The organism is Burkholderia sp. SRS-25 (assembly GCF_004343765.1).
Lineage (GTDB): Bacteria > Pseudomonadota > Gammaproteobacteria > Burkholderiales > Burkholderiaceae > Burkholderia > Burkholderia contaminans.
The window spans coordinates 27,736-51,281 of sequence record NZ_PTXM01000008.1 but is presented as its reverse complement, the minus strand read 5'-3'; the positions used below and the strand labels follow the sequence as shown (position 1 = coordinate 51,281).

Sequence of the window (23,546 nt, the reverse complement as noted above, 5' to 3'; positions counted from 1 at the left end):
AATACGCATGGATTTCAGAATCGGACAAGGCTACGACGTGCACCAGCTCGTCGAGGGGCGCGCCCTCATCATCGGCGGTGTGACGATTCCGTACGAACGCGGCCTGCTCGGCCACTCGGATGCGGACGTGCTGTTGCACGCGATCACCGATGCGCTGTTCGGCGCGGCGGCGCTCGGCGACATCGGCCGCCATTTCTCCGACACGGACGCGGCGTTCAAGGGGGCCGACAGCCGCGTGCTGCTGCGCGAGTGCGCCGCACGCATCAAGGCGGCCGGTTTCACGATCCAGAACGTCGACAGCACCGTGATCGCCCAGGCGCCGAAGCTGGCGCCGCATATCGACGGGATGCGCGCGAACATCGCGGCCGATCTCGGGCTGCCGCTCGATCGCGTGAACGTGAAGGCGAAGACCAACGAGAAGCTCGGCTATCTCGGTCGCGGCGAGGGGATCGAGGCGCAGGCCGCCGCGCTGCTGGTGAAGCAGGGCGGCTGACGCAGGGCTGCGGCGGCGCGCGGTTCGCCCGCCGCGCCGCGTTGCGGAAATGAAAAATGCCACGCGGATGCGTGGCATTTTCGTTTGGAGCGACTACCGGGCCGGCGCGGTTGCCGGCCGGGCGGTGCAACCGCTTATTCGCCTTCCGCGGCGATCACTTGCGCGGCGGCGTTGATCACCGATGCGATGCGGCCGACGTCGCGCAGCTGCGTGACGGTCATCCCTTGCTCGTTCTTCAGCAGCGCATAGTGCGACTTCACGCAGAAGTGGCACTTGCCGACGATCGATGCGGCGAGCGCGTACATCTCGAACTTGCGCTTGTCGACGCCACCGTGCGTCGCATACGCGCCCATCCGCAGCTCGGCGCGTTGCGTCTTCAGGTCGGCATCGTCGGCCATCTCGACATACGGATACCAGGTGTTGTTCATCCCCATCAGCGCGGCTGCCGTCAGCACGGCGTTCGTCTCTTCGGGCGACAGGACGCCGGCTTCGCGGATCGTCTTGATGAGCACCGTGCTCTTCGCCGCGATGGCCGCCGCCAGCGCGACGCCGACCGCGTCGGTGCCGTCGAGCGACGAGCGCGAGATCGTGCCGTCGAGGTTCAGGCGAATGTCCTTCGCGTAGTCGGGAATACGTGCCTTAATCGAATCGATGAATTCCATTGATATCTCCTATGGGTTGGCCGTTAAAAAAGCCCGCAGGCAGGACGTGCGCCGCGGGCTTCGTGCATCGATGCGCTTACAGCGTTGCGCCGCCGACTGCACGGTTGCACGGGCACAGTTCGTCCGTTTGCAGGCCGTCCAGAATCCGCAGGACTTCTTCCGGGCTGCGGCCGACGTTCAGGTTGTTCACCGAAACGTGCTGGATCGTGTTGTCCGGATCGACGATGAACGTTGCACGCAGGGCCACGCCGGCTTCCTTGTCGCGCACGCCGAGCTGGTCGATCAGCTCGCCCTTGACGTCGCCGAACGAGTAGTGGTTCAGCTTGTCGAGGTCCTTGTGCTCACGGCGCCATGCGAGCTTGACGAATTCGTTGTCCGAGCTGCCGCCCAGCAGGATGGCATCGCGCTCTTCGAACTGCTTCGTGAGCTTCGCGAATTCGACGATTTCCGTCGGGCACACGAACGTGAAATCCTTCGGATAGAAGTAGATGATCTTCCACTTGCCCGGGAACGACGCTTCGGTGACGGTCTCGAATGCCGACTGGCCGTTTTCCTCGTGATTGTTGAAGCCCGGCTTCGCGGCTACGACGGTGAAAGCTTCGAGTTTATCGCCCACGGTTTTCATGCGGATACTCCTGTATGAGTTGGGAAGAAGACTGAGTCAAGCTACCTCGGTGCTGCAACGATGGTGTGACAGCATGGGCAAAACTATAACACTATTAGTTAGGCGCTTCAATAGATTTTGACTAACGACCCTCATAGCTTTTTTCAACCGGATCGATAGTGTGCAGCGCAAGAAGCGTGCGCGAGCGCGTCACGCAGTCGCACGCGCCTTGCCGGCGCCGGGGAATTCGAGCGTGACTTCGAGGCCCGCTTCCGGGTTGCGGTTGCGCAGGCGCAGCGCGCCGCGATAGCGGCCGACCAGGCGCAGCACGATCGCCATCCCGAGGCCCGTGCCGTCCGCCTTGGTGCGGGCGGTGTCGACGCGGTAGAACGGCCGCATCACGAGCGGCAGTTGATCCTCGGGGATGCCGGGGCCTTCGTCGCTCACCGACAGCTCGACGCGCGCGTGCGACACGCGTGTCTCGAGCGTGATGCGCGACACGCCGTCCTGCTTGCTCTGGCCGTACTTGCGCGCGTTCTCGACGAGGTTGCCGATCACGCGGCGCATGTCGGTCTCGTCGGCTTCGATCACCGCGCTCGGCGCGAGCCGTGTGCGGATCTCGACGCCATCCTCGCCCGACACGCGGGCGGCGACTTCCTGCGCGATCGACGATAGATCGACGGGCTCCGGTTTGCGTTGCGACGGGCGCGCGTAGTCGATGAAGGCCGCGATGATGCGGTCCATCTGCTCGATGTCGTCGACCATCGCGTCCTTGGTCGCCTGGTCGGACGGGCTCATCTCGGTTTCGAGCCGCAGCCGCGCGAGCGGCGTGCGCAGGTCGTGCGAGATGCCCGCGAGCATCAGCGCGCGGTCAGCCTCGAGCTGTTCGAGGTCGCGCACCATCTGGTTGAAGCTGCGGTTGGTCTCCGCCGCGACGCCCATCCCGCGCTCGGGCAGCAGCTCGGGTGTCTGGCCCGAGCCGATCTGCCGCGCGGCAAGCGCGAGCCGCGAGAACGGCCGGTTCACCAGGCTGGTGATGAACGCGGAGCCGAACAGCGACAACGCGAGCGCGAACAGCCCCCAGCCGGCCCACTGCAGGCCCGTGACGCTGTCGAGCTGGTCGCGGTCGAGCGCGACCCAGTAATCGTCGTCGTCGATCTTGAAGCTGATCCACACGCCGGGAATGTCGTTGACCGACTGGGCGATCACGGTATCGTCGCCGAGACGGCTGCGGATGTCGTGTTCGATCAGGCGGTTCAGCGATTCGTCGGGCTGCAGCTTGAACTTGTCGGTTTTCTCGCGCGGGTAAACGCGCACGCCCTCGTTGCTCTCGAGATCCTGCAGCAGCGCGCGCCGCAAATCGGGATCGGAATAGAGCAGGGCGGTGCGCGTGAGCTTCACGATCGCGACGAGCTGGAGAGCCACGCGCTGCGCACGCGGCTCGCGCTCGATCACGCGAAAGCTCTGGAACCACGCGGCGAGACTGACCGAGATCAGCAGCGCGATCAGCAGGAAGGTGCGCCAGAACAGCCCGCCGAACGCGAGCTGCAGGAGGCGCCGGTCGATACGCATGGGACGGGCCGTGGGCGGGCGAAACCGGAAAGGAAAAAGATCAGGCGGCGCCGTCCGGAATGAACACGTAGCCGAGGCCCCAGACGGTCTGGATGAAACGCGGGCTGCCCGGATCCGGTTCGATCAGCTTGCGCAGCCGCGAGATCTGCACGTCGAGGCTGCGGTCGAACACTTCGTATTCACGGCCGCGTGCGAGCTCCATCAGCTTTTCGCGCGACAGCGGCTGGCGCGGATGACGCGCGAACACCTTCAGCACCGAGAATTCGCCGGTGGTGAGCGGAATTTCCTGGCCGGATTTCGTCAGCGTGCGCGTGGCGAGGTTCAGCGAGAACTCGCCGAACTCGAACACCTCGGTGGTTTCCGACGGCGCGCCCGGCAGTTCGGCCGGCGCCTGGCGGCGCAGCACCGCATGAATGCGCGCCACGAGTTCGCGCGGGTTGAACGGCTTCGGCAGGTAATCGTCGGCGCCCATCTCGAGGCCGACGATGCGATCCACATCCTCGCCCTTCGCGGTGAGCATGATGATCGGCGTGCGGTCATTGCTGCCGCGCAGGCGGCGGCAGATCGACAGGCCGTCTTCGCCCGGCAGCATCAGGTCGAGCACGAGCAGGTCGAAACGCTCGCGTACCCAGAGCTTGTTCATCGCGGTCGCGTTTTCCGCGACGTAGACATTGAAACCCTGCTCGCCGAGATAGCGGCGCAGCAGGTCGCGCAGGCGCGGGTCGTCGTCGACGACGAGAATCTTGGAGGGGTTTTTCGTTTCCATGATCGGCATCTTATCGCGAATGGGAATTGGCGCACGGCCGCGTATTTTCGTGCGTTACAGTCGGTTACAAAATTTACCCGTAGTGTCGCGCCGAGTAAAGGCACGCTATAGAGATTCCTTTACTCGAAGCCGAAATTCGGTAGATACTCCCCTGCACTCCATCATTCATCTTTGCACACCCGAATTCCGCAGGGTTTTTCAAGTACCAGAGGTAACCGGTTGCCGCGTGACGAAGGGAACAAATCGACCAAAGAAGCGAGGACGGTCATGCGATCTGCCCGGATTGCACTGATGCTGACGATCGCGCTTGCCGGTCCGTATGCGTCGAACTTCGCGTATGCGCAGCGCCCCGAGCAGGGCGCATCGTCGCGCAAGCTGCCGCGCGGCAAAGCGCCGCAGTCCGATCGTGCCGCCGAGATGACGGTCCGTTCCGCCGTGCCTCCCGATCTCGAACAGCGCCGCCGCGACGGGCACATGACACCCGAGGAGCGCCACCTTTTGCGCCAGCACATCGAGGACGCCGTTCGCGAGCTGTACAAGCGCTGACGCACTGTCTTTCTGCCTGCGCGGAATTCACCGCGCGGAAAAGTTTCGTAGCAATTTTTCCGTCAACTTTCGCCTGCCGATTGCCGTTGTACCGGCATCCGCACCGCCGGTGCGCTCCGGGAGTCCATGACGATGAAAGCGAACGCTGCCGCACCGGCGCCGTCGCCCGCCATGCAGTCGCCGCTCGACGCCGACGATGCATTGTTTTTCCTGAGTCGTACCGGTTTCTCTCCCGCACCCGCCGATGTTGCGCGCGTCGTCGGCATGACGCGCGCACAAGTCGTGGCCGACACGCTCGGCAACGTTCACCGCGACCCCGCCACGACCTGGCCCGACTGGATCGCCGAGTTGCCGCCGACGCGCGCGCAGCGCCAGGCGCTGACGCCCGACATGCGGCGCGACGAGCAGCGCGAGCGCAACGTCCGGTACGATACGCTGCGCGCGGCGTGGGTCAACGAGATGATCGTCACGCCGTCGCCGCTCACCGAGCGCATGACGCTGTTCTGGCACGGGCACTTCACGTCGGGGCAGGACAAGGTGCCTTATCCGCAGACGATGGCTGCGCAGAACGCGCTGTTTCGCCGCGAAGCGCTCGGCAACTTCGGCGTGCTGCTGCATGCGGTCGCGAAGGATCCGGCGATGCTGCAGTACCTCGATGGCGCGAGCAATCGCAAGGGGCGCCCGAACGAGAATTTCGCGCGCGAGGTGATGGAGCTGTTCACGCTCGGCGAAGGGCATTACACGCAATACGACGTGACCGAGGCCGCGCGTGCGATGACGGGCTGGACGGTCGATCCCGATACTTATCGCTTCGAGGTTCGGCCGGATTTGCACGACACCGGCGACAAGACGATTCTCGGCGAAACGGGGCCGTTCGATGGCGACGGCTTTCTCGACATCCTGCTGAAGCGGCCCGGCACCGCGCGTTTCATTGCCGCCAAGCTGTGGCGCGAGTTCGTGTCGGATACCCCCGACCCTGGCGCGCTCGATGCGGTGGCCGAACGGTTTCACTCGAGCGGCTACGACATTCGCGCGGCGCTCGCCGCGCTGTGGTCGACCGACGCCTTCTGGGATCCTCGCAATCGCGGCGTGCTCGTCAAGTCGCCGGCGGAATTCGTCGTCGGGTCGGTGCGGCTGTTCGACGTGTCGTACGGCGATCCGCAGATGCTGGCGAACACCGTGCGCACGCTCGGGCAGAACCTGTTCTATCCGCCGAACGTGAAGGGCTGGCCGGGCGGCGCGCTGTGGATCAACAGCACCACGCTGCTCGCGCGCAAGCAGTTCGTCGAGCAGCTGTTCCGCGCGACGGAGACGGCCGGTATGCACCCGCCGGCGCATGCGATGGTGCCGCCGCCGAATGGCCGCGCACATGCGATGCCGGTGGTCGATACGGCATCCGCCGCCGGCATGCACGGCACGCCCGCCAGGCCCGCGCGCGCCGGCCTGCGATTCGACCTCGAACGCTGGCTTGCGCAATATCGCGCGCGGCCGCAGGCGATCGCCGGTTTGTCGACCGAGCTTCAGTTGCAGCATGCGGTGCTGCAAATGTCGCCGGTCGCGGCGATCGACACGGATTCGACCGGCAGCGCGTATCTCGAGGCGCTGCTGATGGATCCGGCCTATCAACTGAAATGATTCGAACGACGATGAAGCGGGGAGCCGGTGCGGCAAAGATGCCGGGCGGTGAACCAAAGGATGCGCGATGAACCGACGTGATTTTCTGACGCTGACGGGCGCGGCGGCCGCGGCCGGCGTGTCGATGTGGCAAGCGCCTGCGATGGCCGCTTCCGTGGCGCAGGCGGGGCGCCAAGGGGCGCCAGGTTATGCGAACGTGCTGATCCTCGTCGAGCTGAAGGGCGGCAACGACGGCCTCAACACGGTGGTGCCGTATGCGGACCCGCTGTATTACCAGTTCCGCCGCAGCATCGGCATCAAGCGCGAGCAGGTGCTCCAACTCGACGCTCACACGGGGTTGCATCCATCGCTTGCGCCGCTGATGCCGCTGTGGCGCGACGGGCAGGTCGCGGTCGTGCAGGGCGTAGGCTACCCGCAGCCGAACCTGTCGCATTTCCGCTCGATCGAGATCTGGGATACCGCGTCGCGCTCGGATCAATATCTGCACGAAGGCTGGCTGACGCGCACGTTCGCGCAGGCGCCCGTGCCGCCCGGTTTCGCGGCCGACGGCGTCGTGCTCGGCAGCGCCGAGATGGGGCCGCTCTCGAACGGTGCGCGAGCGATCGCGCTCGTCAATCCCGCGCAGTTCATTCGTGCGGCCCGGCTTGCCGAGCCGTCGTCATTGCGCGAACAGAACCCCGCGCTCGCACACATCATCGACGTCGAGAACGACATCGTGAAGGCGGCCGACCGGCTGCGTCCGCGCGGCGGGATGCGTGAATTCAGAACCGCCTTTCCGGCCGGCGCGTTCGGCACATCGGTCAAGACCGCGATGCAGGTGCTGGCCGCGTGCGAAGCGTCCGGGCCGGGTGCGCAGGATGGTGTCGCGGTGCTGCGCCTGACGCTCAACGGCTTCGATACGCACCAGAACCAGCCGGGGCAGCAGGCTGCGCTGCTCAAGCAGTTCGCGGAAGGGATGAGCGCGATGCGCGGCGCGTTGATCGAACTCGGGCGCTGGAACCAGACGCTCGTGATGACCTATGCGGAATTCGGGCGGCGCGTGCGCGAGAACCAGAGCAACGGCACCGATCACGGCACGGCCGCGCCGCATTTCGTGATGGGCGGCCGCGTGGCCGGCGGGCTGTACGGTGCGCCGCCGGCGCTCGGGCGGCTCGACGGCAACGGCAACCTGCCGGTCGCGGTCGATTTCCGCCAGCTCTACGCGACCGTGCTCGGGCCGTGGTGGGGGCTCGATGCGACGCGCGTGCTGCAGCAGCGCTTCGACACGCTGCCGTTGTTGAAGGCGTGATGCGCGAGGGTCAGCGCTGGCGCGCGGCGCGCCACGCGATCCACAGCTTGCGGATCGGCGTCAGCGCGATGCGTTGATGCAGCACCTGGTAGCCGTCGCGCTCGATTTCGTCGAGCAGCGAGCCGGCCAGTGCGATCTGCGCGCGCAGCGTGCGCTGGGCGCGGCGTTCGGATGCCGGGATCGCCGCTTCGGCGGCCACGAGTGCTTCGCGTGCGCGGGCCGTCTGGAATTGCAGCAATTCGGTGAAGGCCGGGCTGTAGCGGCGGTTCAGCAGATCGGCCGCGGTCACGTTGTAACGCTGCAGTTCGTCGATCGGCAGGTAGATGCGGCCGTGGCGCGCATCGTTGCCGAGGTCCTGCACGAACTGCGCGAGCATCAGCGCGCGGCCGGCGTCCGCGGCCCACGGTTGCGGTTCCGCCGGATTTGCCGAACTTGCGCGCGCGACCAGCGACGCGAAGGTGCCGCCGGCCTGCGCGATATAACGCTGCAGGTTCGCGAAATCGAGGTAGCGCGCCTGTTCGAGGTCCATCCCGTAACCGTTGACGAGCGTACGCAATGCATCGGCCTCGGTGGCGATCGCCGGATGATGCTGCGCAAGCGCCTTCGTGACCGGGTGCGACGGTTGTCCGTCGGCCAGCGCCGCGAGTTCCTTGTGCCACCACGCGAGCTTCGTGTGTCCGACGGTCGGGTCGCTGGTTTCCTTGACGGTTTCCTCGAGTTCGCGGCGCAGCGCGAATAGCGCAGTCAGACGCGGCTGCGTGGCGAGCGGCGCCTGACGCAGCGCATAGTAGACGCTGGAGCCCGCAGGGGCGGCCTTTTGCTGACAGTAGTCGTCGAAGTTCACGGGCGGAATCGTGTGGGGGCGGGTTCGGGGGACGCGCGGCGGCGCGGAGCCGAAACGTCGAGCGCGGCATTCTAGCACCGCTGCACGATGGGTGCCGGCGGGGCGAGACAAGCCCGCACGGATCGGGTAGAATCTCGCGCTCGCCTGATCGGGCGTGCCGGTCACAAGCCGGCGCGATGTCCCGGGCGCGTGATCACGCATCTTTCGTGCCGCGTGGTCGGGCGACAGAAATGCGCGTGAGTGGCGAAATTGGTAGACGCACCAGGTTTAGGTCCTGACGCCCGCAAGGGTGTGCCGGTTCGAGTCCGGCCTCACGCACCAACTCAAGTTCCGGTTTGTTCCCGAGAACTCTTGAAACCCGCGATAGCGCAAGGCTTCGCGGGTTTTTTCATTCTGCGAAGTTCCGGTCATTACCGGTTGAAGCTGGGGGCAAGTTGGGGCAACATTGGGGATAACATCGAAGTGCATCCCGTCCCAGTCATGGAGTTGCCCCCATGCCGCTGACCGATACCGCTATCAAGAATGCCAAGCCTGCCGCGAAGCCTACGCGTTTGTTCGACGGTGGCGGCTTGTACCTCGAAATTTCTCCCGCTGGTGGGAAGTGGTGGCGATTGAAGTACCGCTTCGGCGGCAAGGAAAAGCGGATTTCTCTTGGGGTCTATCCCGATGTCTCGCTACAAACGGCGCGCAAGCGCCGTACCGAGGCGCGCGAGCGTCTCGCGGGAGGGGCTGATCCGGGAGAGGTGAAGAAGGCGGACAAGCGCGCCGCCAAGCTGGCAGCGTCGAATTCATTCGAGGCTGTCGCGCTAGCTTGGATGGAGGAGCGCCGCGCTTCGGTCGAACCCGCGCAGTACGAAAAGACGCTGGCGCGGTTCAGGAATGATGTGTTCCCGTGGATCGGCAAGCGGCCAATCGCCGAGATCGACGCGCCGGAGGTGCTTACGCTGCTCAAGCGTATTGATTCGCGAGGCGCGCGCTATACGGCTCATCGGGTGCGTGCGGAACTCAGTCAGGCGTTCCGATATGGCATCAAGGAAGGTTACTGTAAGGCCGATCCGGCACGTGACCTGCTTGGAGCAATTCCATCGACACGCACAATTCACTTCGCCTCTATCACCGAGCCGATCAAGGTGGGCGAAATGCTACGCGCGTTCGATGGCTTCACCGGTACTTTTCCCGTTCTTTGTGCGCTCAAACTGTCCCCTCTGCTGTTCGTCCGCCCCGGTGAGCTGCGGAAGGCTGAATGGTCGCAACTCGATCTTGACAAGGCCGAGTGGCGTTATCTCGTTACGAAGACGAAGACTGATCATCTCGTGCCGCTTGCGACTCAGGCGGTCGCGATTCTCCGTGAACTGCACTCGCTGACCGGAAGCGGTCGCTACTTGTTTCCTGGGGCGCGCGACCGGAATCGCCCGATGAGCGATGCCGCTATCAATGCTGCGCTGCGTCGGCTCGGCTACGACACACGTACAGAAATAACCGGACATGGATTCCGCGCGATGGCTAGAACGATTCTCCACGAGGAACTTGAGCAGAAGCCGGAAGTGATTGAGCATCAGCTTGCGCATGCGGTACCTGATGTGCTCGGAGGTGCATATAACCGGACGCGGTTCATCAAAGAACGCCGGGCGATGATGCAGAAGTGGGCCGACTACCTCGACCGGCTCAAGCAAGGCCCGGTGGTCGCTGCTTCTTAGGGACGTGCAATCGCACAAGTCGCGGCTGCCTCGATAGCCGATAGCCGATAGCCGTGGTGCCGAAGGGTGGCGTTGGCGCCCATGGACCAGCTTCCGTTGTCGACCCTAAGCGATCCTTCGCCACGGATGTAGAGATGACCGCTTCCTGGAGCCAAACGGCCGTTGGCAGCGAGCCTCTGAACCTGATAAATGATGGTGTGTCGGCGTCAGTGCTGGACGAGCCTGTGCGCTGCCTGCGTGCTGCTCGGCAATGTCGGGTTGGATGTGAAAAGGAAGATTTGTCGATCGATGAAAAAGCGAACCTCGTCCCGCAGCGCCCCACCAGCACGGACGAAAGAAATGTTGTTGCCGCTATCCACCGACAAGGTGCGATCGCTCTCGCTGGAAAATCACCTCGCCTTGGCGACGGTGCGAGCCGGACGCGGCGATTTGGATCAGGTGTGCTGCTTGTTGCGGATCATCTACCTTGCGTATTTCATGCGGGGCGAGACCAAGGCGGGTGCCGCGCTCGACCCTTATCGCCGGGCAGAAGCTGCACTTGATACCTGCATTCGGCGCATCAAGCAGAATCAATCGTGTTTGTTGCTTGACCAGGAACAGGTGGTTGTTGAACATGTGTTGGTGCTGCACTGACCTGCCCCCTGCAAACAGGGCCAACCGGAGTCTAGTAAAGTTCGTTTTCGGAGAAGAAGACGAACATGAAGAAGCGCTTTACGGAACAGCAAATCATCGGGTTTCTGAAGGAAGCCGAGGTCGGTATGCCGGTCAAGGAACTGTGCAGGAAGCACGGGGTCAGTGATGCGTCGTTCTACACCTGGCGTGCGAAGTTTGGCGGCATGGAAGTCTCGGAAGCCCGCCGGCTCAAGGACCTCGAGGTGGAGAATGCCCGGCTGAAGAAACTGCTGGCCGAAGCAATGCTCGATATGGAAGCGTTGAAGGTCGTGGTCAAGGGAAAGCCCTGAGCCCGCAAGCCAAACGCGAAGCAGTGTCGGCGATTCGGGAGAGGGTCAACATCTCTGAGCGCCGCGCTTGCCGGCTTGTCGGGCTTTCTCGCAGCGTGCTGCATTACGACGCGAAGCCGGACCACGAGAATGAGGTGCTAGCGGCGCGTCTGGTGGAGTTGGCGCACGAACGTCGTCGATTCGGCTACCGGCGACTGCACGCCCTGATGGAACGCGAAGGCACACACGCCAATCACAAGCGCATCTATCGCCTGTACCGTGAGGCAGGGTTGGCTGTGCGACGCCGTCGCAGGCGCCACGGCGTAATGATTGAGCGCGAGCAACTGGCATTGCCGGGCGCACCCAACGAGGTGTGGTCAATCGATTTCGTGATGGACGCGCTTGCCAACGGCCGACGCGTGAAGTGCCTGACCGTCGTCGACGACTTCACGAAAGAGGCTGTCGACATCGTCGTCGACCATGGCATCTCCGGTTTGTATGTCGCTCGGGCATTGGACCGTGCAGCTCGCTTCCGTGGCTATCCCAAGGCGGTGCGAACAGACCAGGGCCCCGAATTTACGAGCCGCGCGCTTGACCAGTGGGCGTATGCGAACGGCGTCACTCTGAAGTTGATTCAGGCGGGCAAGCCAACGCAGAATGCGTACATTGAATCGTTCAACGGCAAGTTCCGCGACGAATGCCTTAACGAGCACTGGTTCAAGACGCTCGCCCACGCTCGGGCCGTCGTCGCTGCATGGCGTCAGGACTACAACGAGCAAAGGTCGCACAGCGCACTGAACTACCTTGCGCCGTCAGAGTTTGCGGCGAAACATCGGGCAACCGTGGATGCTCCTGCCGCATTCCAGGAGTTGGTTTAAAGGGACTTTGCTAGAAGCCCATTGGCCCTATTGAAGGGGGCAGGTCACCTAGGCGCTGCACTCCAGATGCTTCTTAGTTCATCAGCATCAAGCGCTTGGCCCCGACGCTCGTTCTAAACCGGGTTGCGGTCTAGGGCAAATCGACATCCATGGACTGCTCGGTGTTGACCTTGGCCCGCTACGTCAGGCCGGGTCGGCAATTTCCAGTCAATCGTTTGCCTGCTTCAGGCTCTGTTTGCAGGGGGCAGGTCGCATCGTCTCGAGCTCTTGAATGATCGAAGCGAGGCCAGTGATCACTTGATCGATGTCAATCGCGACCGCCCGACAGGCACGATGATTCGAACAAGAGCCGTGGCCATCGTGCACGACGCTACGACATGACATGTCGCATGTCCGCGGTTGCGTGGGCGGTACCGTTGCGGACCATGATGACGTCAGGAGGGACGGATGCTGACGCTGGAGGTAGAGATTCCCGTTGACTATGTCACGCTTGGGGGGATTCTGGGGATTCCCAATGACGCCCGTGCAGTTGTTGTGTTCGTGCACGGCAGTGGCAGCAGCCGCTTCAGCCCGCGCAACAGGAAAGTGGCCGCAGGGCTACAGCAAGCAGGTTTTTCAACGCTGCTGTTCGATCTACTGACGCTCGACGAGCAGCGGCACGACGAGGTCGACGCAACGTACCGTTTCAATATCGCACTGCTGGCACGTCGACTGGAAGCAACCCTCATCTGGCTGACGCAAAGGTCCGATGTAGGGCCGCTCCGGATGGGCCTGGTCGGTGCAAGCACCGGCGCTGCGGCAGCGCTTGTCGCGGCTGCGGGGGCGAGTAGAGTGGGCGCCATCGTATCGCGGGGTGGGCGTCCGGACCTTGCGCGGACGGCGCTTCCGTCAGTCTGCGCGCCTACATTGCTGATCGTTGGCGAGCTCGATACGGAGGTGATTCGTCTGAATCGCAAGGCAGCCGGGCAACTGACCTGCGAGCATCAGGTGGCAATCGTGGCGGGCGCGACGCATCTGTTCGAGGAGCCCGGAACACTCGACGAAGTGACGCGCCTTGCTGTTGACTGGTTCTCGCGCTGGCTCATAACTTCGTCATCCTGAGCGTGTGGCCTTGTCGTACCGCGTACACGCAAGTTTTCACCTCGAACGTCCCCGCAACGCGAGGACGGGCGGTATATCGCTTACTGGGCATCGACCATGAGTGACATTTTTCGTAATCGCGCAGATGCGGGCAGGCAACTTGCCACCGTGCTGGAGCGCTATCGCGGACGTGGTGACGTTGTGGTGCTGGCGCTGCCGCGCGGGGGCGTGCCGGTTGGCTACGAAGTGGCGCGGATTTTGCGTTGCCCACTCGACGTGCTCGTCGTGCGCAAGCTCGGCGCGCCGCATAATCCGGAGCTTGCGATCGGGGCGATTGCGACGGGCGGTGCACTCTATCTGAACGAGTCCGTGATACGTGCCATTCCTGTAACCGAGCAGCAGATTCTAGATGCCATCGCGCACGAACGCGTCGAGCTTCAACGCCGCGAGTCGGCGTACCGAGGGCGGCGGCCGCCGGCTGCAGTAGAAGGGAAGACCGTCATAGTCGTGGATGACGGCATGGCAACCGGATCGACGATGCAAGTGTGCCTCAACGCACTGCGCAAGCGGCATCCGAAGCGGATTGTCGTCGCAGTGCCGGTGTGCCCGGCTGGCGCCGAGACCCGCTTTGCGTTCATCGCGGACGACTTCATCTACGTGATGCAGCCCGACTGGTTCATGGGCATTAGCCAGTTCTACGCGGACTTCCCGCAGACGAGCGACGAAGAGGTGCGGGCCTGCCTCGCCGCCGCTCAGGACTGGCAACGAGATACCACGAGCGGCGATGACGACCGCGTGCGTGCCGTAGTGCCAGGTGACGGCACGCCTTGATCGGCGCTTCCGCCGACGTGCCGCACGACCCGAACGTGACATCAGTCCGTCCGACGCGACGCATCCGTATTCCGCATGGAGGGAGCGCATCATGCATCCGCCCAAAACACCATTCCTCGCCGTCCGCGCGCTCGGGCAGCGCATGAGCGGTAGCAGTACCGACTACGATGCGCTTCTCGAGATGGCGCGCGGGCGTGACCTGGTTCTGCTGGGCGAGGCAACTCACGGTACGGCCGAGTTCTACCGCATGCGCGCGGAAATCACTTTGCGGCTGATCCAAGAGCAAGGATTCGACACCGTCGCCATTGAAGGTGACTGGCCCGACGCATGGCGAATTGATCGTTTCGTGCAGGGCGACGGGACCGACGATGCCTCTTCCGCACTCGATGACTTCGAGCGTTTCCCCGTCTGGATGTGGCGCAATCGGGAAGTGCTCGATTTCATTGCTGCGTTGCGCGGGATCAACGCAACGCGGCCGCGGAAAAACAGGGTGGGTGTCTACGGCCTCGACCTCTACAGCCTTTACCGATCCGCGGACGCCGTGATTCGCTATCTTGAGCGAGTGGACCCGTCAGAGGCCGCGTTGGCGCGCGAGCGCTACGCGGCACTGGACCATGTGCGGGAGCCGCAAGCCTATGGCTATGCTGCGGCGTACGGTGCCAGGCCTGCCGCTCAGGCTGGAGCCGTGCAGCAGCTTCTTCAGTTGCGTGCCGACCAATTCGAGTATCTCGCCCGCGACGGCATCACCGCACTCGACGCGCAGTTCTTCGCCGAGCAGAATGCGCAGGTCGTCGTCAACGCGGAAGCCTACTACCGCGGAATGTTCGGTAGCCGGTTGAACACGTGGAATCTGCGCGATGCCCACATGGCCAGCACGTTATTTGCGCTGAACCGCTACCGCGTGCGCCGCGGTGGCAGCGGCAAGGTTGTCGTCTGGGCACACAATTCGCATCTTGGTGATGCGCGCGCAACGGAATCGCGGCTTCGCGGGGAGTGGAATCTCGGCCAGATCGTACGTGAGCATGCCCATCATCGGGCATTGCTGGTCGGTTTCACGACGTACACGGGGCATGTGTCAGCGGCGTCGCATTGGGACAGCGAGGTCGAGCAGAAGTGGGTGCGTCCGGCATTGCGCGACAGCTGGGAACATCTCTTCCACACCACAGGCTACGACCGATTCTTCTTGCCGATGCAGAACGACCTGTCGCGCACGCTCGATGAACCCTTCCTGGAGCGCGCGATTGGCGTGTTGTACCTGCCAGGAACGGAGCGGCAGAGTCACTATTTTGAAGCCGAGATCGCCTCACAGTTCGACGCGATTTTTCATCTCGACGAAACCAGCGCGGTTGAACCGCTTGAGCCGGCGGCCGGTTGGCATAACCGTGAGAGGAGCGCCGAGACGCTCTAGTGTGGAAGTACGTCATGCGGCCGGCTAACGAGGAACCGTCGAGGCACCGCTGGTCGATGCGCCCGTGTTCGCCGGCGGTTCCCCCTTGCCACGAGCGATGCGATACGCGGCCGTTGCGCTTCGCACTCCGCTCTTGATCCAGGTCAGCAGCGAAGCGGTGTAGCCGCGCCAACATGAACAGGCAATCGATGCTAGCGACAGCAGGCCGGGCGCCGACCAAGTCGGCGCGCTTTTTTTCTTGATGAACGAGGTGGAAATGAACACGGGAACGGTGAAATGGTTCAACGATGCAAGGGGCTTCGGATTCATCACGCCAGATGACGGGAGCGAAGAAATATTCGTCCATTTTTCCGAAGTCAACGTGTCAGGATTCAAGTCGCTGCAGGATCAGCAACGTGTTCGGTACGAAGTGCGCAGCGGTCCGAAGGGCAAGCAGGCGGCGGACGTGACACCAATCTGAGATCGCGTGCGACAGGTCTTGTGCGATCGCCGATGTTGCGGAGGCAAGAAGGCGCGATGATGAGCGGCAACGAACACATCGTGTCTCGATGCACCGCCGCGCGGAGACGTCGCATACCAGGCGGAGGTCAAGCGATGTCAATTGAAGGTACGCCCGGATAGATGCCCCGAATTTTTGGTCGATCAGTCGGGTTCGATGATCTGATAGGCTACAGCGTATCGAATCAGCGCGGCGTCGCTTCTCAATTCGAGTTTGTCGAATAGACGGGCCTTGTACGTACTGATGGTCTTCGGGCTGAGTCCCATCTCCCGGCCGATTTCGGCGATGCCGTCACCCGACGCAAGATGCCTCAGGACTTCGGCCTCGCGATCAGTGAGTCGTGAATGCAGCGGGGCATCGGGCGGGATATCGATCGTGCGGACCATGCGCTCGGCAATCTGCGTGCTCATGTACTTGTGGCCCTGAAGTATTGAGCGAGTGGCCTGTAGCAGTTCGATACTGGTACTGTCCTTCGAGATGAAGCCGCTCGCGCCGGCTGTGAACGTGGCCTTGGCGCGCGTTGGTTCGGCTCGGCCGGACAGCGCCAGTATCCTGATTGACGGAACGTGTTCGGCAAGCTGCCGAATCAATTCCAGGTATCCCGAACCCAGGCTCACAATGTCGAGAATTGCCGCATCGAATGTCTCGTTCTCCGCTGTCGATATGAGCGCGTCGCCGTCGGACAGTTCACATCCGACGATATAGTCGCGCGTCGACTCCAGGATGTGTCGAATTCCGTCACGTGTGATTGCATGTCGCTCCACGAGAAGCACTTTTTTCATTTTCATACCTCGCAGCATTCCCGCGTGCGTCGGCTGCGTGCGAGCAGATCGAGGTGATGTGCTCGCGCGCCCTCGTGCCGTAGTGGCACACGGCATTTTTCCGTATTCCCCGATTGTTGAAAACGAAGCTGACTGGCGAGGTCAGGCTGCCAGTATTGTCGGGTAGCCTGAGCCACCGGCGCCTTATGGAATCGACTGCGCGCGAACGCATTGTTTCGCGACACAATGTGCCGACAGATAATTGTAGGCGAGCAAGTTGACGTGTTCCTGACACGGTGCTATTCGCAGGAAGCGTCTATGAATCGGCGTTCATATGCCGGCAAACGAGGATGTACTTCCGGTCATGCCTGACTACACACGTTAGGCTGACAGTATCGGTCGGCTGGTCCGGGCGGGTACACGTCGGGTTCTGGATTGCAATGTGAGCGTTCGCCGTGAGGGGTACATCGCGTGCAACGTCTTCATCGTGCACACGGGTGCGCGCTGTCCGACCGGCGGGCAGCCGATCGGGCAACGTGCTGGGTATTTACACGGGTGCTTTCGTGAAGTGCGTTCCCTTGAGCGACAGATCGAACATCAGACCCTGCTTTGTTTCGACGAAGCCAACGATCGCATGACGGCCAGTGTTGGTGTCGAGCTGCCCGCTCTTGCCGTACTTGAGGAATGCGACGGAGCCGTCTACGCCAACCGTCCAGCCCTTGCTGTTGCGGAAGCGGTCGAGGGCATTCTGTGTGAGGAATACGAGCACTACACTCTTCGATTCGAAACCGAGCTGCGCGCCGACGGAAGCGGTTCGCATGTTGTAGTAGCTGTTGGGAGCGCCCGGCACGCGCAGGACGCCACGTCCGTATTCAGTACCGAGAACTGCGCCACCGGCGCGCACGTCGGGGAGCACCAGCACGCCCTTCGCATTGGCAATCAGCTCACGGGCTTCGGGTGCTCGGGAATACAACCTGTCCAGCGCGACGTTCGCATCGGTGTCGGTTTGCTGCAGTAATGCGGCGGTCGTCTGAGGTTCCGCAGCATCTTGCTGCGCAAGCGCGACGGATGCGGTAGACGCAGCGGCGGCGAGTGCGATAACGGAGAGCGTTTTTCTGACCGACATGTTGAACTCCTGAGTGAAGAAGGGCGCCACGTTCCGCGATCGGACTCCCGATGGGAAAGTCTCCGCGACACGGTTGCAGGCACCGGTCGGTGCGCGCGTTGCACGGCCATTCGGATGTAGAGGACACGACGACTTCGCTACGCGCCTGCGTCCGGCGTGGCGTAGCGCGTGTTCCACCCACGCGGGCGCATGGGCAAACCGTATAGCGGGCAAATGCGCGTTCCCGTAACTGGCCGCTGCAGGGACCGCTTGAATGCACGAAAACGTGGCGCTTGATTAAAGTCTGGACGTCGACGTGTGAATCGCGTTGATCTGGATTAAGTGTGACGCGGTTTGGTCGTCCGGGTCCGGCAATGACGGCGCACTGCCGAAAGCGCGTGCTATTTCACTGCATCGACTCGTGCCGCGAGGCCGGCGGTGCGTCCGTCGTGCTGCTTGCCGCGCCCTCGCCGCTTGCGTGCGGAGTCCTCCAGCATTCGTGTGACGTTTCCGAACGCATTGCGAAGTGCGGCGTACACGTCCTCGTGGTGCTCCTTGCTGGACACCAGTTCATGTCCGGGAGCTATGATCCTGATCCGGACATTGAACGGTTTTCCCTGCTGGTGGTGTTTCTCGTCGAGCTCGACTTCGATCCGGCAACGCGTGATGTCCTGCCGGACTCGGTCGAGCTTGGATATATGCCGCGCCACCGCTGCCTCGAGTGCATCCGAGTGCGACACGCCTTGAAAGACCAGTTCAAAAGGTGGCTTCATCGTTTGATCCGTCGATAATGGTCGAATGCCCTCTATGAGGGAACCCGTCGGCCCGTCAGCTCATCGCCGTGCCGATGATGGCGATTCAGAAAGCTGCGACTTGCAGTGCGATGTCGAATGCAATCACCAGCGTCGAGCACAGGACGCCGAGCGTCAGGTTCGCGAGCCGGTGCTCGATGTCCGGATGCCGGCCGGCCCATGCCGTGACGAAGAACACCCCATCGAGAATCACCTGCAGCGCAAAGACGATCAACATCAGCGTGAACTCGTAGCCAGCCTGCGGCAGTTGCGCGAAATGCCAGCCATGCCTGCTCACCCAGTAGCCGATCCGGTAGGCTTCATAGCCGCCCAGCAGCAAGGGAAACACATAGGAGACGAAGTAGGTCGGCACCGTTGCATGCCGAAGTTCGGGAAAGTAATGATGTCCGATCTGCACGATTGTCTCCCTGCCGGAAAATGCTGCATCGAAATGAAGTGGGCCACATTTCCAGCGTAAGCATCGGCGGCGTACACCGGTTGACACGCATCAACGGGTGGTCTCTGGAGTTGGTGGCGGCGATCGATCGGAAGCTTGTCGGGGGAGACCGCTAGGGCGGCGTCGCCAGCTCGGGGAGCGTCGTATCATTCGGGCAGGTTGATCTGCCCGGTGACGGCAAGGATGTCCGTGAGTTGTGCAACGACGAATGGCTTGCCCTGTCCGTGGGGAAGTGATGCGGCACGTTCGTGAATGCCGTTGGTATGGCCGCGCGGCGAATTGTTTACGGACGCGGTTGCAGGGTGTGTTTCGGTATGCCGGATGATGATTCGGGGCGAGCCGATCGTTGGGGCGGTGCACGAATATATCTTTCGTGCGTCGATCCGGACGTCGAGACCGGCCGCACACTATAGACATGGAGTGCTCGCATGCAGGGAAGGCGTATTCACGCCGTCGAAAATCCCTACGATCGTGAGGTATCGATAACCACCAGCTTGATACTCACGGTCACGCGCTCACGCGTTGTCGGCCTAGCAATGACAGATGGACGATGAGTTCCTGGCCACCGTTCCGAAGCGCTTTCCATTCCGCATCGCCGCCCACTAGCGCAACGTGCTCGCGGATGGCGAACAGCGTTGCAGGCGGCATCCCGTTGGCGAGATCGTCGTCGACGAAGTCGTCCTCACGTACCGATAACCTGACGAAGCCGCCGGATTCCAGCAACTGCAGCGAAATGCGCGATTCCGGCGCGCGCACTCGTGCGCGCTCGAGGGCATCCCGTGCAATTCGGTACAGGACGGCGGCGGCGGCGGTATCGACGCCGGTCTCGCACAAGTCAGTACGAATCCTCAGGCCATATCGGACGTGCAGATCCTGTGCGAGCCATTCGAGGGTCGCCGAGAGGCCCAGATCGTCGAGCATCGGCGGCCGGAGGTCGGCCGAGATGCGGCGCACGAGATCGATGAGTTCATCCAACTGCGTGTCGATCCTACCGTCGCTCGTGTGCTTGGGAGCGGCATGTTCCGGGTGAAAATCGTGGCGGGAATTCAGCGCGGTCATTTCCATCTTGATGGCGTTGAGCTGTTGCGCGAGTTCTTCGTGCAACTGGCGGGCAAGATTCGTTCGCTCGACCTCGCGCGCGATCTGCAACGTCCGGGCCAATTCACGCAGCGCATGCCTCGACTCACGCAGTTCCCGCTCCGTCGTATTGCGCAGCGTGACATCCCGCAAAGTGACCAGGATCGACGCAGGGCGTGCATGGTCGAACGCGATCGCCGTGACTTCGACATCCCGCGTCTTTCCGTCGAGCCGGGTCAACTTGCCGCTCGTCGGTCTGGCCGCCGATCCCAGCGCATGCAATCGCCTTACGAGCTGCTGGCGCACCCCTTTGCAACCTTCGGGGTCGAGCCAGTCGGACGACGGGCGCCCAAGCACCTCTGCCGGGTCGGTCGCGCCGAATAGTGCGAGGCAGGCCGGATTGACGCAGACGATCGTCTCGTCGCGGCTTAACCATGTTGCGACGGGGCTGAGCTCGACGCAGGCGCGGTAGCGCGCTTCGCTGTCACGCGCCGCGTCGTGCATGCGTCGTGGTTCACTGACGTCCCGCACGATGATCGCGCGAAACGCTTGTCGGCCGACGACGGCCTTCGACACCGATGCATCGACATAAAACGCCGTGCCATCTGCATGCAGCGCGTTCATCCCTGGGCCGTTGCGTGTGGCCAGGCTGGCTTCCTCGAGCCCCGGGCCCACATGACTGCGGCAGGCAGAACGATATTCGGGCATCAGCGTCGCAATATCGACGCCCATCACGGATGGAGCTGCCCGTCCGAACAGGCGTTCGGCCGCAGCGTTGAACAGGACGATACGATCCCGCTTGTCGATGGCGAGAATCGCATCGACCGTCCTATTTGCGGCGGCTTTCGTCAGACGTTCCGATAGGGCGAGACGCTGCGCCTTGCGGAAAAGCCAGACCCAGCTCCAGATCAGGAAGATCACACTCGTGGCAGTCAACACATCCATGGCATCGCTATTCGGCATCCACGATTGTCGGAGTGTCAAATATACTTGACGCCCGGTTCATCCCGGAAGAAAAATAGCGGCCGGCGATGCACGTCAATGTTTCAATGGCGCAGGAGGGTGTAATACGCACTCCAGTCGTCGGTTTCTTCTCTTTCGAGGCCTGCGGTATGAATATGACTTTTCGGCTACCCGTCGCATTGCAGCGGCACGAGAACGAACGGTTCGATGTCGACGCGCAGGACGATGAAACGTTTGCGGCCAAGCAGGTCGAGTTCATTCGCGCACTGTACGGTCATGCCCTCTATTTGCGGACTTGCGGAAGGGAGGTGGCAGTCGGCGACGCGTTTCTGGCCGGAATCGTGAACGTACTGGAGGCGCTGGAACTCAATTCTCCCGACGAGGCCCAGCAGTGCCTGTCCAGGCTGAAGCAGATCATCGACGTCGTGTTTTCGCGTCGCCCGACCGACGGAATGGAAGTGTCCGAAGCATGATGCACGTCACGCGTCGCGTCACGTGATGTCGAACAAGCGCGCGTAATCCCGCTTCAATACGCGATGGCACTCGCACGCATGGTGCTCGATGGCGGAGCGGTCGAGGATCCTGATCTGGCCAGGGCGATAGCGAAGCGCGCCATCGGCTTCAAGTTTCCTCAATGCGTCGACCGCAAGTGCTCCGTCGGTGCCAAGCACATCCGGAAAGACCTTGCGGCTCACCTGGAGTTCGTCCGAATCCATGCGATCCAGGGTCTGGAGGAGCCATCGGCACAGCTGCTCGCGCGGCGAGTGATGATGGGTACACACAGCGATCTGAGACATTTGGGCGAGCAGCGCCTGCGTATAGCGCAGCAGCAGTTGCTGGAACATCCCTGCGCGCAGGAACTCGCGTTTTGCCACGTCAACGTCGAGGCGATACGCATGGCCTGCACCCTGCACGATCACGCGATTCGCAGCACGCGGTTCGCCAATGCAGCCGGGCAATCCGACGAGACCGTCGTTGCCCACCATCGCAAGGCCAAGCGGTGCGCCTGCCTTCGTGCTGTGGAAAATGACGCAAGCCGCCGTCGTGGGGAGATAGACATGGCTCAGGATCTCGCCCTGCTTGTGCACGACCTGCCCAAGCACCAGTTCCACTGGCACGAGGTGCGGCGCAAGCCGGTCGAGTTCGCTGTCCGAAAGCGCGCCCAATAACCGGTTGCCGGCGAACGCAAGGCCGTTTTGCGGCGGGGTGCAGGAATCGGCGGGAAGCGACAGCGTGCCATTGTTTACACGGGCGACGAGGTCGAGGTGCTGGCGTATCAGCGCCTCGCGGTTTCGTTCCGGAAAGAGGCTGAGCACTGCGGACCTGACGTCGTCTTGCCCGAGCGCATCGAGGATGCGCAACTTGGCCAACGTTCCGAGGTCGCTCTTTCCCGTGCGCCATGCCGATATCTGCGACCGGGTCAGAGCGAGCGCCTCCGCGAGCTGCGCATCGCTGTGGAAACTGCCGAGCCTCTTTACGTCGTCGAATAATGCGTACCAGTCGTGCACGATGTTTGGCCTGCGACGAATGCCTTGCGGAAAAGGAACAGGGGATCGAATCCGGCGCCCATTTATAGCACAAATGCAGCGCCAATCCGTACCGCCACGGAAGAAATCCTGGCGGTTGGACGTAGCCCCCATTCGGGGCCGGCGATCAGGTACGTAGCCGCCCCTGTGAGCCTGCGCGCCGGAACGAAAAATCGTCGGTTGACCTCCAGCCACGCACTTTACGTGGCGGTCGGATCCCGACCGAGTCCGGTGCACGCGTGAAGTTGCTCGAGCTGTTTCCCCCAGGCAGCGCAGTTGTGCCCTCTGCCAGCTGAGTCGTTCACTCGTGTTCTCGTGTACCAATGCGCTGCGTGCGTCGACATTTCTTCCCGACGCGCGGAGAAATCGGCTCGCTCCACTGGGGTCGCGAGAAGCTTCAAGAAATGGCGCAACTGGATGACAAGTTTGACAAGTATCAACGTACCGAGCAACACGTTGCCTCATTGCGTACTTGAGCCGTATCCTGAGACGACTGGTTTCAGTCGCCTGGTCGGGATTTTCCTTTCATTGATTTGGAGAACACCACGATGAGTGAAGAAAGCATGGCGAAGCCGTCCGCCAGTCGCTGGGCAGCGTGTGATGCAACCCTTCGCATGCTGGCGCGTGGACAGGACTTGCGCAACGAGTGGCATGCGCTGCAGCAACGACGGATAGATCGGGATCGGGATGCGACACATCGGCTGCAAGCCGCCCTCGCGGAGGGACATGACTGGCGCGCATTTAGTGACACGTGGCAACAGTCGTTGACTGCGTACGCACAGGCGAGTTCGGCGATCTGGCTGGACACCGCAATGTGGTCGGTACGCGCGCAGCGCGAATGCATGAATGCGGTGATCGACTGCCTTCGCGATTGGCAGGCAGCCGGACTTCAAGACTGGCAGAGACTGGTCGGGGCGGGGGCGCAGAATGCACCGTGGCAGAACTGGATGACGGAACTCGAACGAGCAACCTTCGAGTCCATCCGGCCGGATGGCGGCATGGGGAAGGCCAGCGGTAACCGGGCTGGTGCGGCCGCGCACTGATATTCCGCGATTGGTGCGGCAAGGCCGTCAAGAAACCACGATCGAACTTCGGTGCGGCGGTCGCTAACCTGTTCACCGA

General features: G+C 62.6%; 24 protein-coding genes and 1 tRNA gene. 14 read left to right on the top strand and 11 right to left on the bottom strand.

Features of this window, described 5'->3' with window-relative positions; translation table 11 throughout:
• Window positions 1–7: 7 nt before the first annotated feature.
• Window positions 8–493: a 2-C-methyl-D-erythritol 2,4-cyclodiphosphate synthase gene (gene ispF / locus C5O79_RS12140; RefSeq protein WP_039342858.1), complete on the top strand. Its 486-nt coding sequence runs from the start codon at window positions 8–10 to the stop codon at window positions 491–493.
• A 134-nt stretch (window positions 494–627) separates the two neighbouring features.
• Here ispF and C5O79_RS12135 read toward each other — a convergent pair whose 3' ends face one another.
• The 4 genes from C5O79_RS12135 to ompR all read right to left on the bottom strand — a co-directional run bounded on the left by C5O79_RS12135 (window position 628) and on the right by ompR (window position 4,097).
• Window positions 628–1,155: a carboxymuconolactone decarboxylase family protein gene (locus C5O79_RS12135; RefSeq protein ID WP_046545935.1), complete on the bottom strand. Its 528-nt coding sequence runs from the start codon at window positions 1,153–1,155 to the stop codon at window positions 628–630.
• Between the two features lie 76 nt (window positions 1,156–1,231).
• Entirely contained in the window at window positions 1,232–1,780 is a 549-nt protein-coding gene (locus C5O79_RS12130; protein ID WP_034181176.1) for a peroxiredoxin, read from the bottom strand.
• 189 nt (window positions 1,781–1,969) lie between these two features.
• Complete coding sequence (locus C5O79_RS12125) at window positions 1,970–3,331, bottom strand: ATP-binding protein (protein ID WP_039342861.1); 1,362 nt, start codon at window positions 3,329–3,331, stop codon at window positions 1,970–1,972.
• A 40-nt stretch (window positions 3,332–3,371) separates the two neighbouring features.
• Window positions 3,372–4,097: a two-component system response regulator OmpR gene (ompR, locus tag C5O79_RS12120; protein ID WP_004199523.1), complete on the bottom strand. Its 726-nt coding sequence runs from the start codon at window positions 4,095–4,097 to the stop codon at window positions 3,372–3,374.
• Window positions 4,098–4,364: 267 nt separating this feature from the next.
• Here ompR and C5O79_RS12110 point away from each other — a divergent pair, with 267 nt between their 5' ends.
• The 3 genes from C5O79_RS12110 (at window position 4,365) to C5O79_RS12100 (ending at window position 7,566) form a co-directional block, all read left to right on the top strand.
• Window positions 4,365–4,643 (top strand): hypothetical protein, encoded by a 279-nt coding sequence (locus C5O79_RS12110; protein WP_046545934.1) that lies wholly within the window; start codon window positions 4,365–4,367, stop codon window positions 4,641–4,643.
• A gap of 132 nt (window positions 4,644–4,775) precedes the next feature.
• Entirely contained in the window at window positions 4,776–6,278 is a 1,503-nt protein-coding gene (locus C5O79_RS12105; RefSeq protein ID WP_122474557.1) for a DUF1800 domain-containing protein, read from the top strand.
• Between the two features lie 67 nt (window positions 6,279–6,345).
• Complete coding sequence (locus tag C5O79_RS12100; RefSeq protein WP_124473484.1) at window positions 6,346–7,566, top strand: DUF1501 domain-containing protein; 1,221 nt, start codon at window positions 6,346–6,348, stop codon at window positions 7,564–7,566.
• Window positions 7,567–7,576: 10 nt separating this feature from the next.
• Here C5O79_RS12100 and hpnD read toward each other — a convergent pair whose 3' ends face one another.
• On the bottom strand, window positions 7,577–8,410 hold the full coding sequence (hpnD, locus tag C5O79_RS12095; protein WP_122474112.1) for a presqualene diphosphate synthase HpnD: 834 nt from the start codon (window positions 8,408–8,410) through the stop codon (window positions 7,577–7,579).
• A gap of 234 nt (window positions 8,411–8,644) precedes the next feature.
• Between hpnD and C5O79_RS12090 the strand changes: the two genes are divergently transcribed.
• From C5O79_RS12090 to C5O79_RS12055, 8 genes are all read left to right on the top strand, one after another.
• Window positions 8,645–8,731, top strand: a tRNA-Leu gene (locus C5O79_RS12090).
• A gap of 173 nt (window positions 8,732–8,904) precedes the next feature.
• Entirely contained in the window at window positions 8,905–10,107 is a 1,203-nt protein-coding gene (locus C5O79_RS12085) for an integrase arm-type DNA-binding domain-containing protein (RefSeq protein WP_122474111.1), read from the top strand.
• A gap of 288 nt (window positions 10,108–10,395) precedes the next feature.
• Window positions 10,396–10,740 (top strand): hypothetical protein, encoded by a 345-nt coding sequence (locus C5O79_RS12080; protein ID WP_236862298.1) that lies wholly within the window; start codon window positions 10,396–10,398, stop codon window positions 10,738–10,740.
• A gap of 65 nt (window positions 10,741–10,805) precedes the next feature.
• A protein-coding gene (locus C5O79_RS12075) for an IS3 family transposase (RefSeq protein WP_122474109.1) occupies window positions 10,806–11,926 on the top strand; the annotation gives its coding sequence in 2 pieces (ribosomal slippage) (window positions 10,806–11,064 and window positions 11,064–11,926; 1,122 coding nt in all).
• 447 nt (window positions 11,927–12,373) lie between these two features.
• Window positions 12,374–13,027, top strand: coding sequence for an alpha/beta family hydrolase (locus C5O79_RS12070; protein ID WP_122474108.1), 654 nt, complete (start codon window positions 12,374–12,376; stop codon window positions 13,025–13,027).
• A gap of 96 nt (window positions 13,028–13,123) precedes the next feature.
• On the top strand, window positions 13,124–13,837 hold the full coding sequence (locus C5O79_RS12065) for a phosphoribosyltransferase (RefSeq protein WP_122474107.1): 714 nt from the start codon (window positions 13,124–13,126) through the stop codon (window positions 13,835–13,837).
• Window positions 13,838–13,928: 91 nt separating this feature from the next.
• A complete protein-coding gene (locus C5O79_RS12060) occupies window positions 13,929–15,245 on the top strand; it encodes an erythromycin esterase family protein (RefSeq protein WP_122474106.1) in 1,317 nt (438 codons plus the stop codon).
• Between the two features lie 256 nt (window positions 15,246–15,501).
• Window positions 15,502–15,705: a cold-shock protein gene (locus C5O79_RS12055; protein WP_122474556.1), complete on the top strand. Its 204-nt coding sequence runs from the start codon at window positions 15,502–15,504 to the stop codon at window positions 15,703–15,705.
• 182 nt (window positions 15,706–15,887) lie between these two features.
• Here the strand turns inward: C5O79_RS12055 and C5O79_RS12050 are convergent, their stop codons facing one another.
• The 5 genes from C5O79_RS12050 to C5O79_RS12030 all read right to left on the bottom strand — a co-directional run bounded on the left by C5O79_RS12050 (window position 15,888) and on the right by C5O79_RS12030 (window position 20,898).
• A complete protein-coding gene (locus C5O79_RS12050) occupies window positions 15,888–16,532 on the bottom strand; it encodes a response regulator transcription factor (RefSeq protein WP_240687908.1) in 645 nt (214 codons plus the stop codon).
• Window positions 16,533–17,052: 520 nt separating this feature from the next.
• Window positions 17,053–17,631: a YSC84-related protein gene (locus C5O79_RS12045; protein WP_122474105.1), complete on the bottom strand. Its 579-nt coding sequence runs from the start codon at window positions 17,629–17,631 to the stop codon at window positions 17,053–17,055.
• 380 nt (window positions 17,632–18,011) lie between these two features.
• Window positions 18,012–18,383: an HPF/RaiA family ribosome-associated protein gene (locus C5O79_RS12040; RefSeq protein ID WP_122474104.1), complete on the bottom strand. Its 372-nt coding sequence runs from the start codon at window positions 18,381–18,383 to the stop codon at window positions 18,012–18,014.
• 85 nt (window positions 18,384–18,468) lie between these two features.
• A complete protein-coding gene (locus C5O79_RS12035) occupies window positions 18,469–18,819 on the bottom strand; it encodes a hypothetical protein (RefSeq protein ID WP_122474103.1) in 351 nt (116 codons plus the stop codon).
• 546 nt (window positions 18,820–19,365) lie between these two features.
• Window positions 19,366–20,898 (bottom strand): PAS domain S-box protein, encoded by a 1,533-nt coding sequence (locus C5O79_RS12030; RefSeq protein WP_122474102.1) that lies wholly within the window; start codon window positions 20,896–20,898, stop codon window positions 19,366–19,368.
• A 68-nt stretch (window positions 20,899–20,966) separates the two neighbouring features.
• On the opposite strand from C5O79_RS12030, the gene C5O79_RS12025 reads away from it, so the two are divergent.
• Entirely contained in the window at window positions 20,967–21,371 is a 405-nt protein-coding gene (locus C5O79_RS12025) for a hypothetical protein (RefSeq protein ID WP_236862297.1), read from the top strand.
• A gap of 18 nt (window positions 21,372–21,389) precedes the next feature.
• Here the strand turns inward: C5O79_RS12025 and C5O79_RS12020 are convergent, their stop codons facing one another.
• Window positions 21,390–22,406, bottom strand: coding sequence for a Crp/Fnr family transcriptional regulator (locus C5O79_RS12020; protein WP_122474101.1), 1,017 nt, complete (start codon window positions 22,404–22,406; stop codon window positions 21,390–21,392).
• Between the two features lie 566 nt (window positions 22,407–22,972).
• Here C5O79_RS12020 and C5O79_RS12015 point away from each other — a divergent pair.
• The gene (locus C5O79_RS12015) at window positions 22,973–23,467 is read left to right on the top strand and encodes a hypothetical protein (protein ID WP_131931391.1); all 495 of its coding nucleotides are present in this window, start codon (window positions 22,973–22,975) and stop codon (window positions 23,465–23,467) included.
• Window positions 23,468–23,546 lie beyond the last annotated feature (79 nt).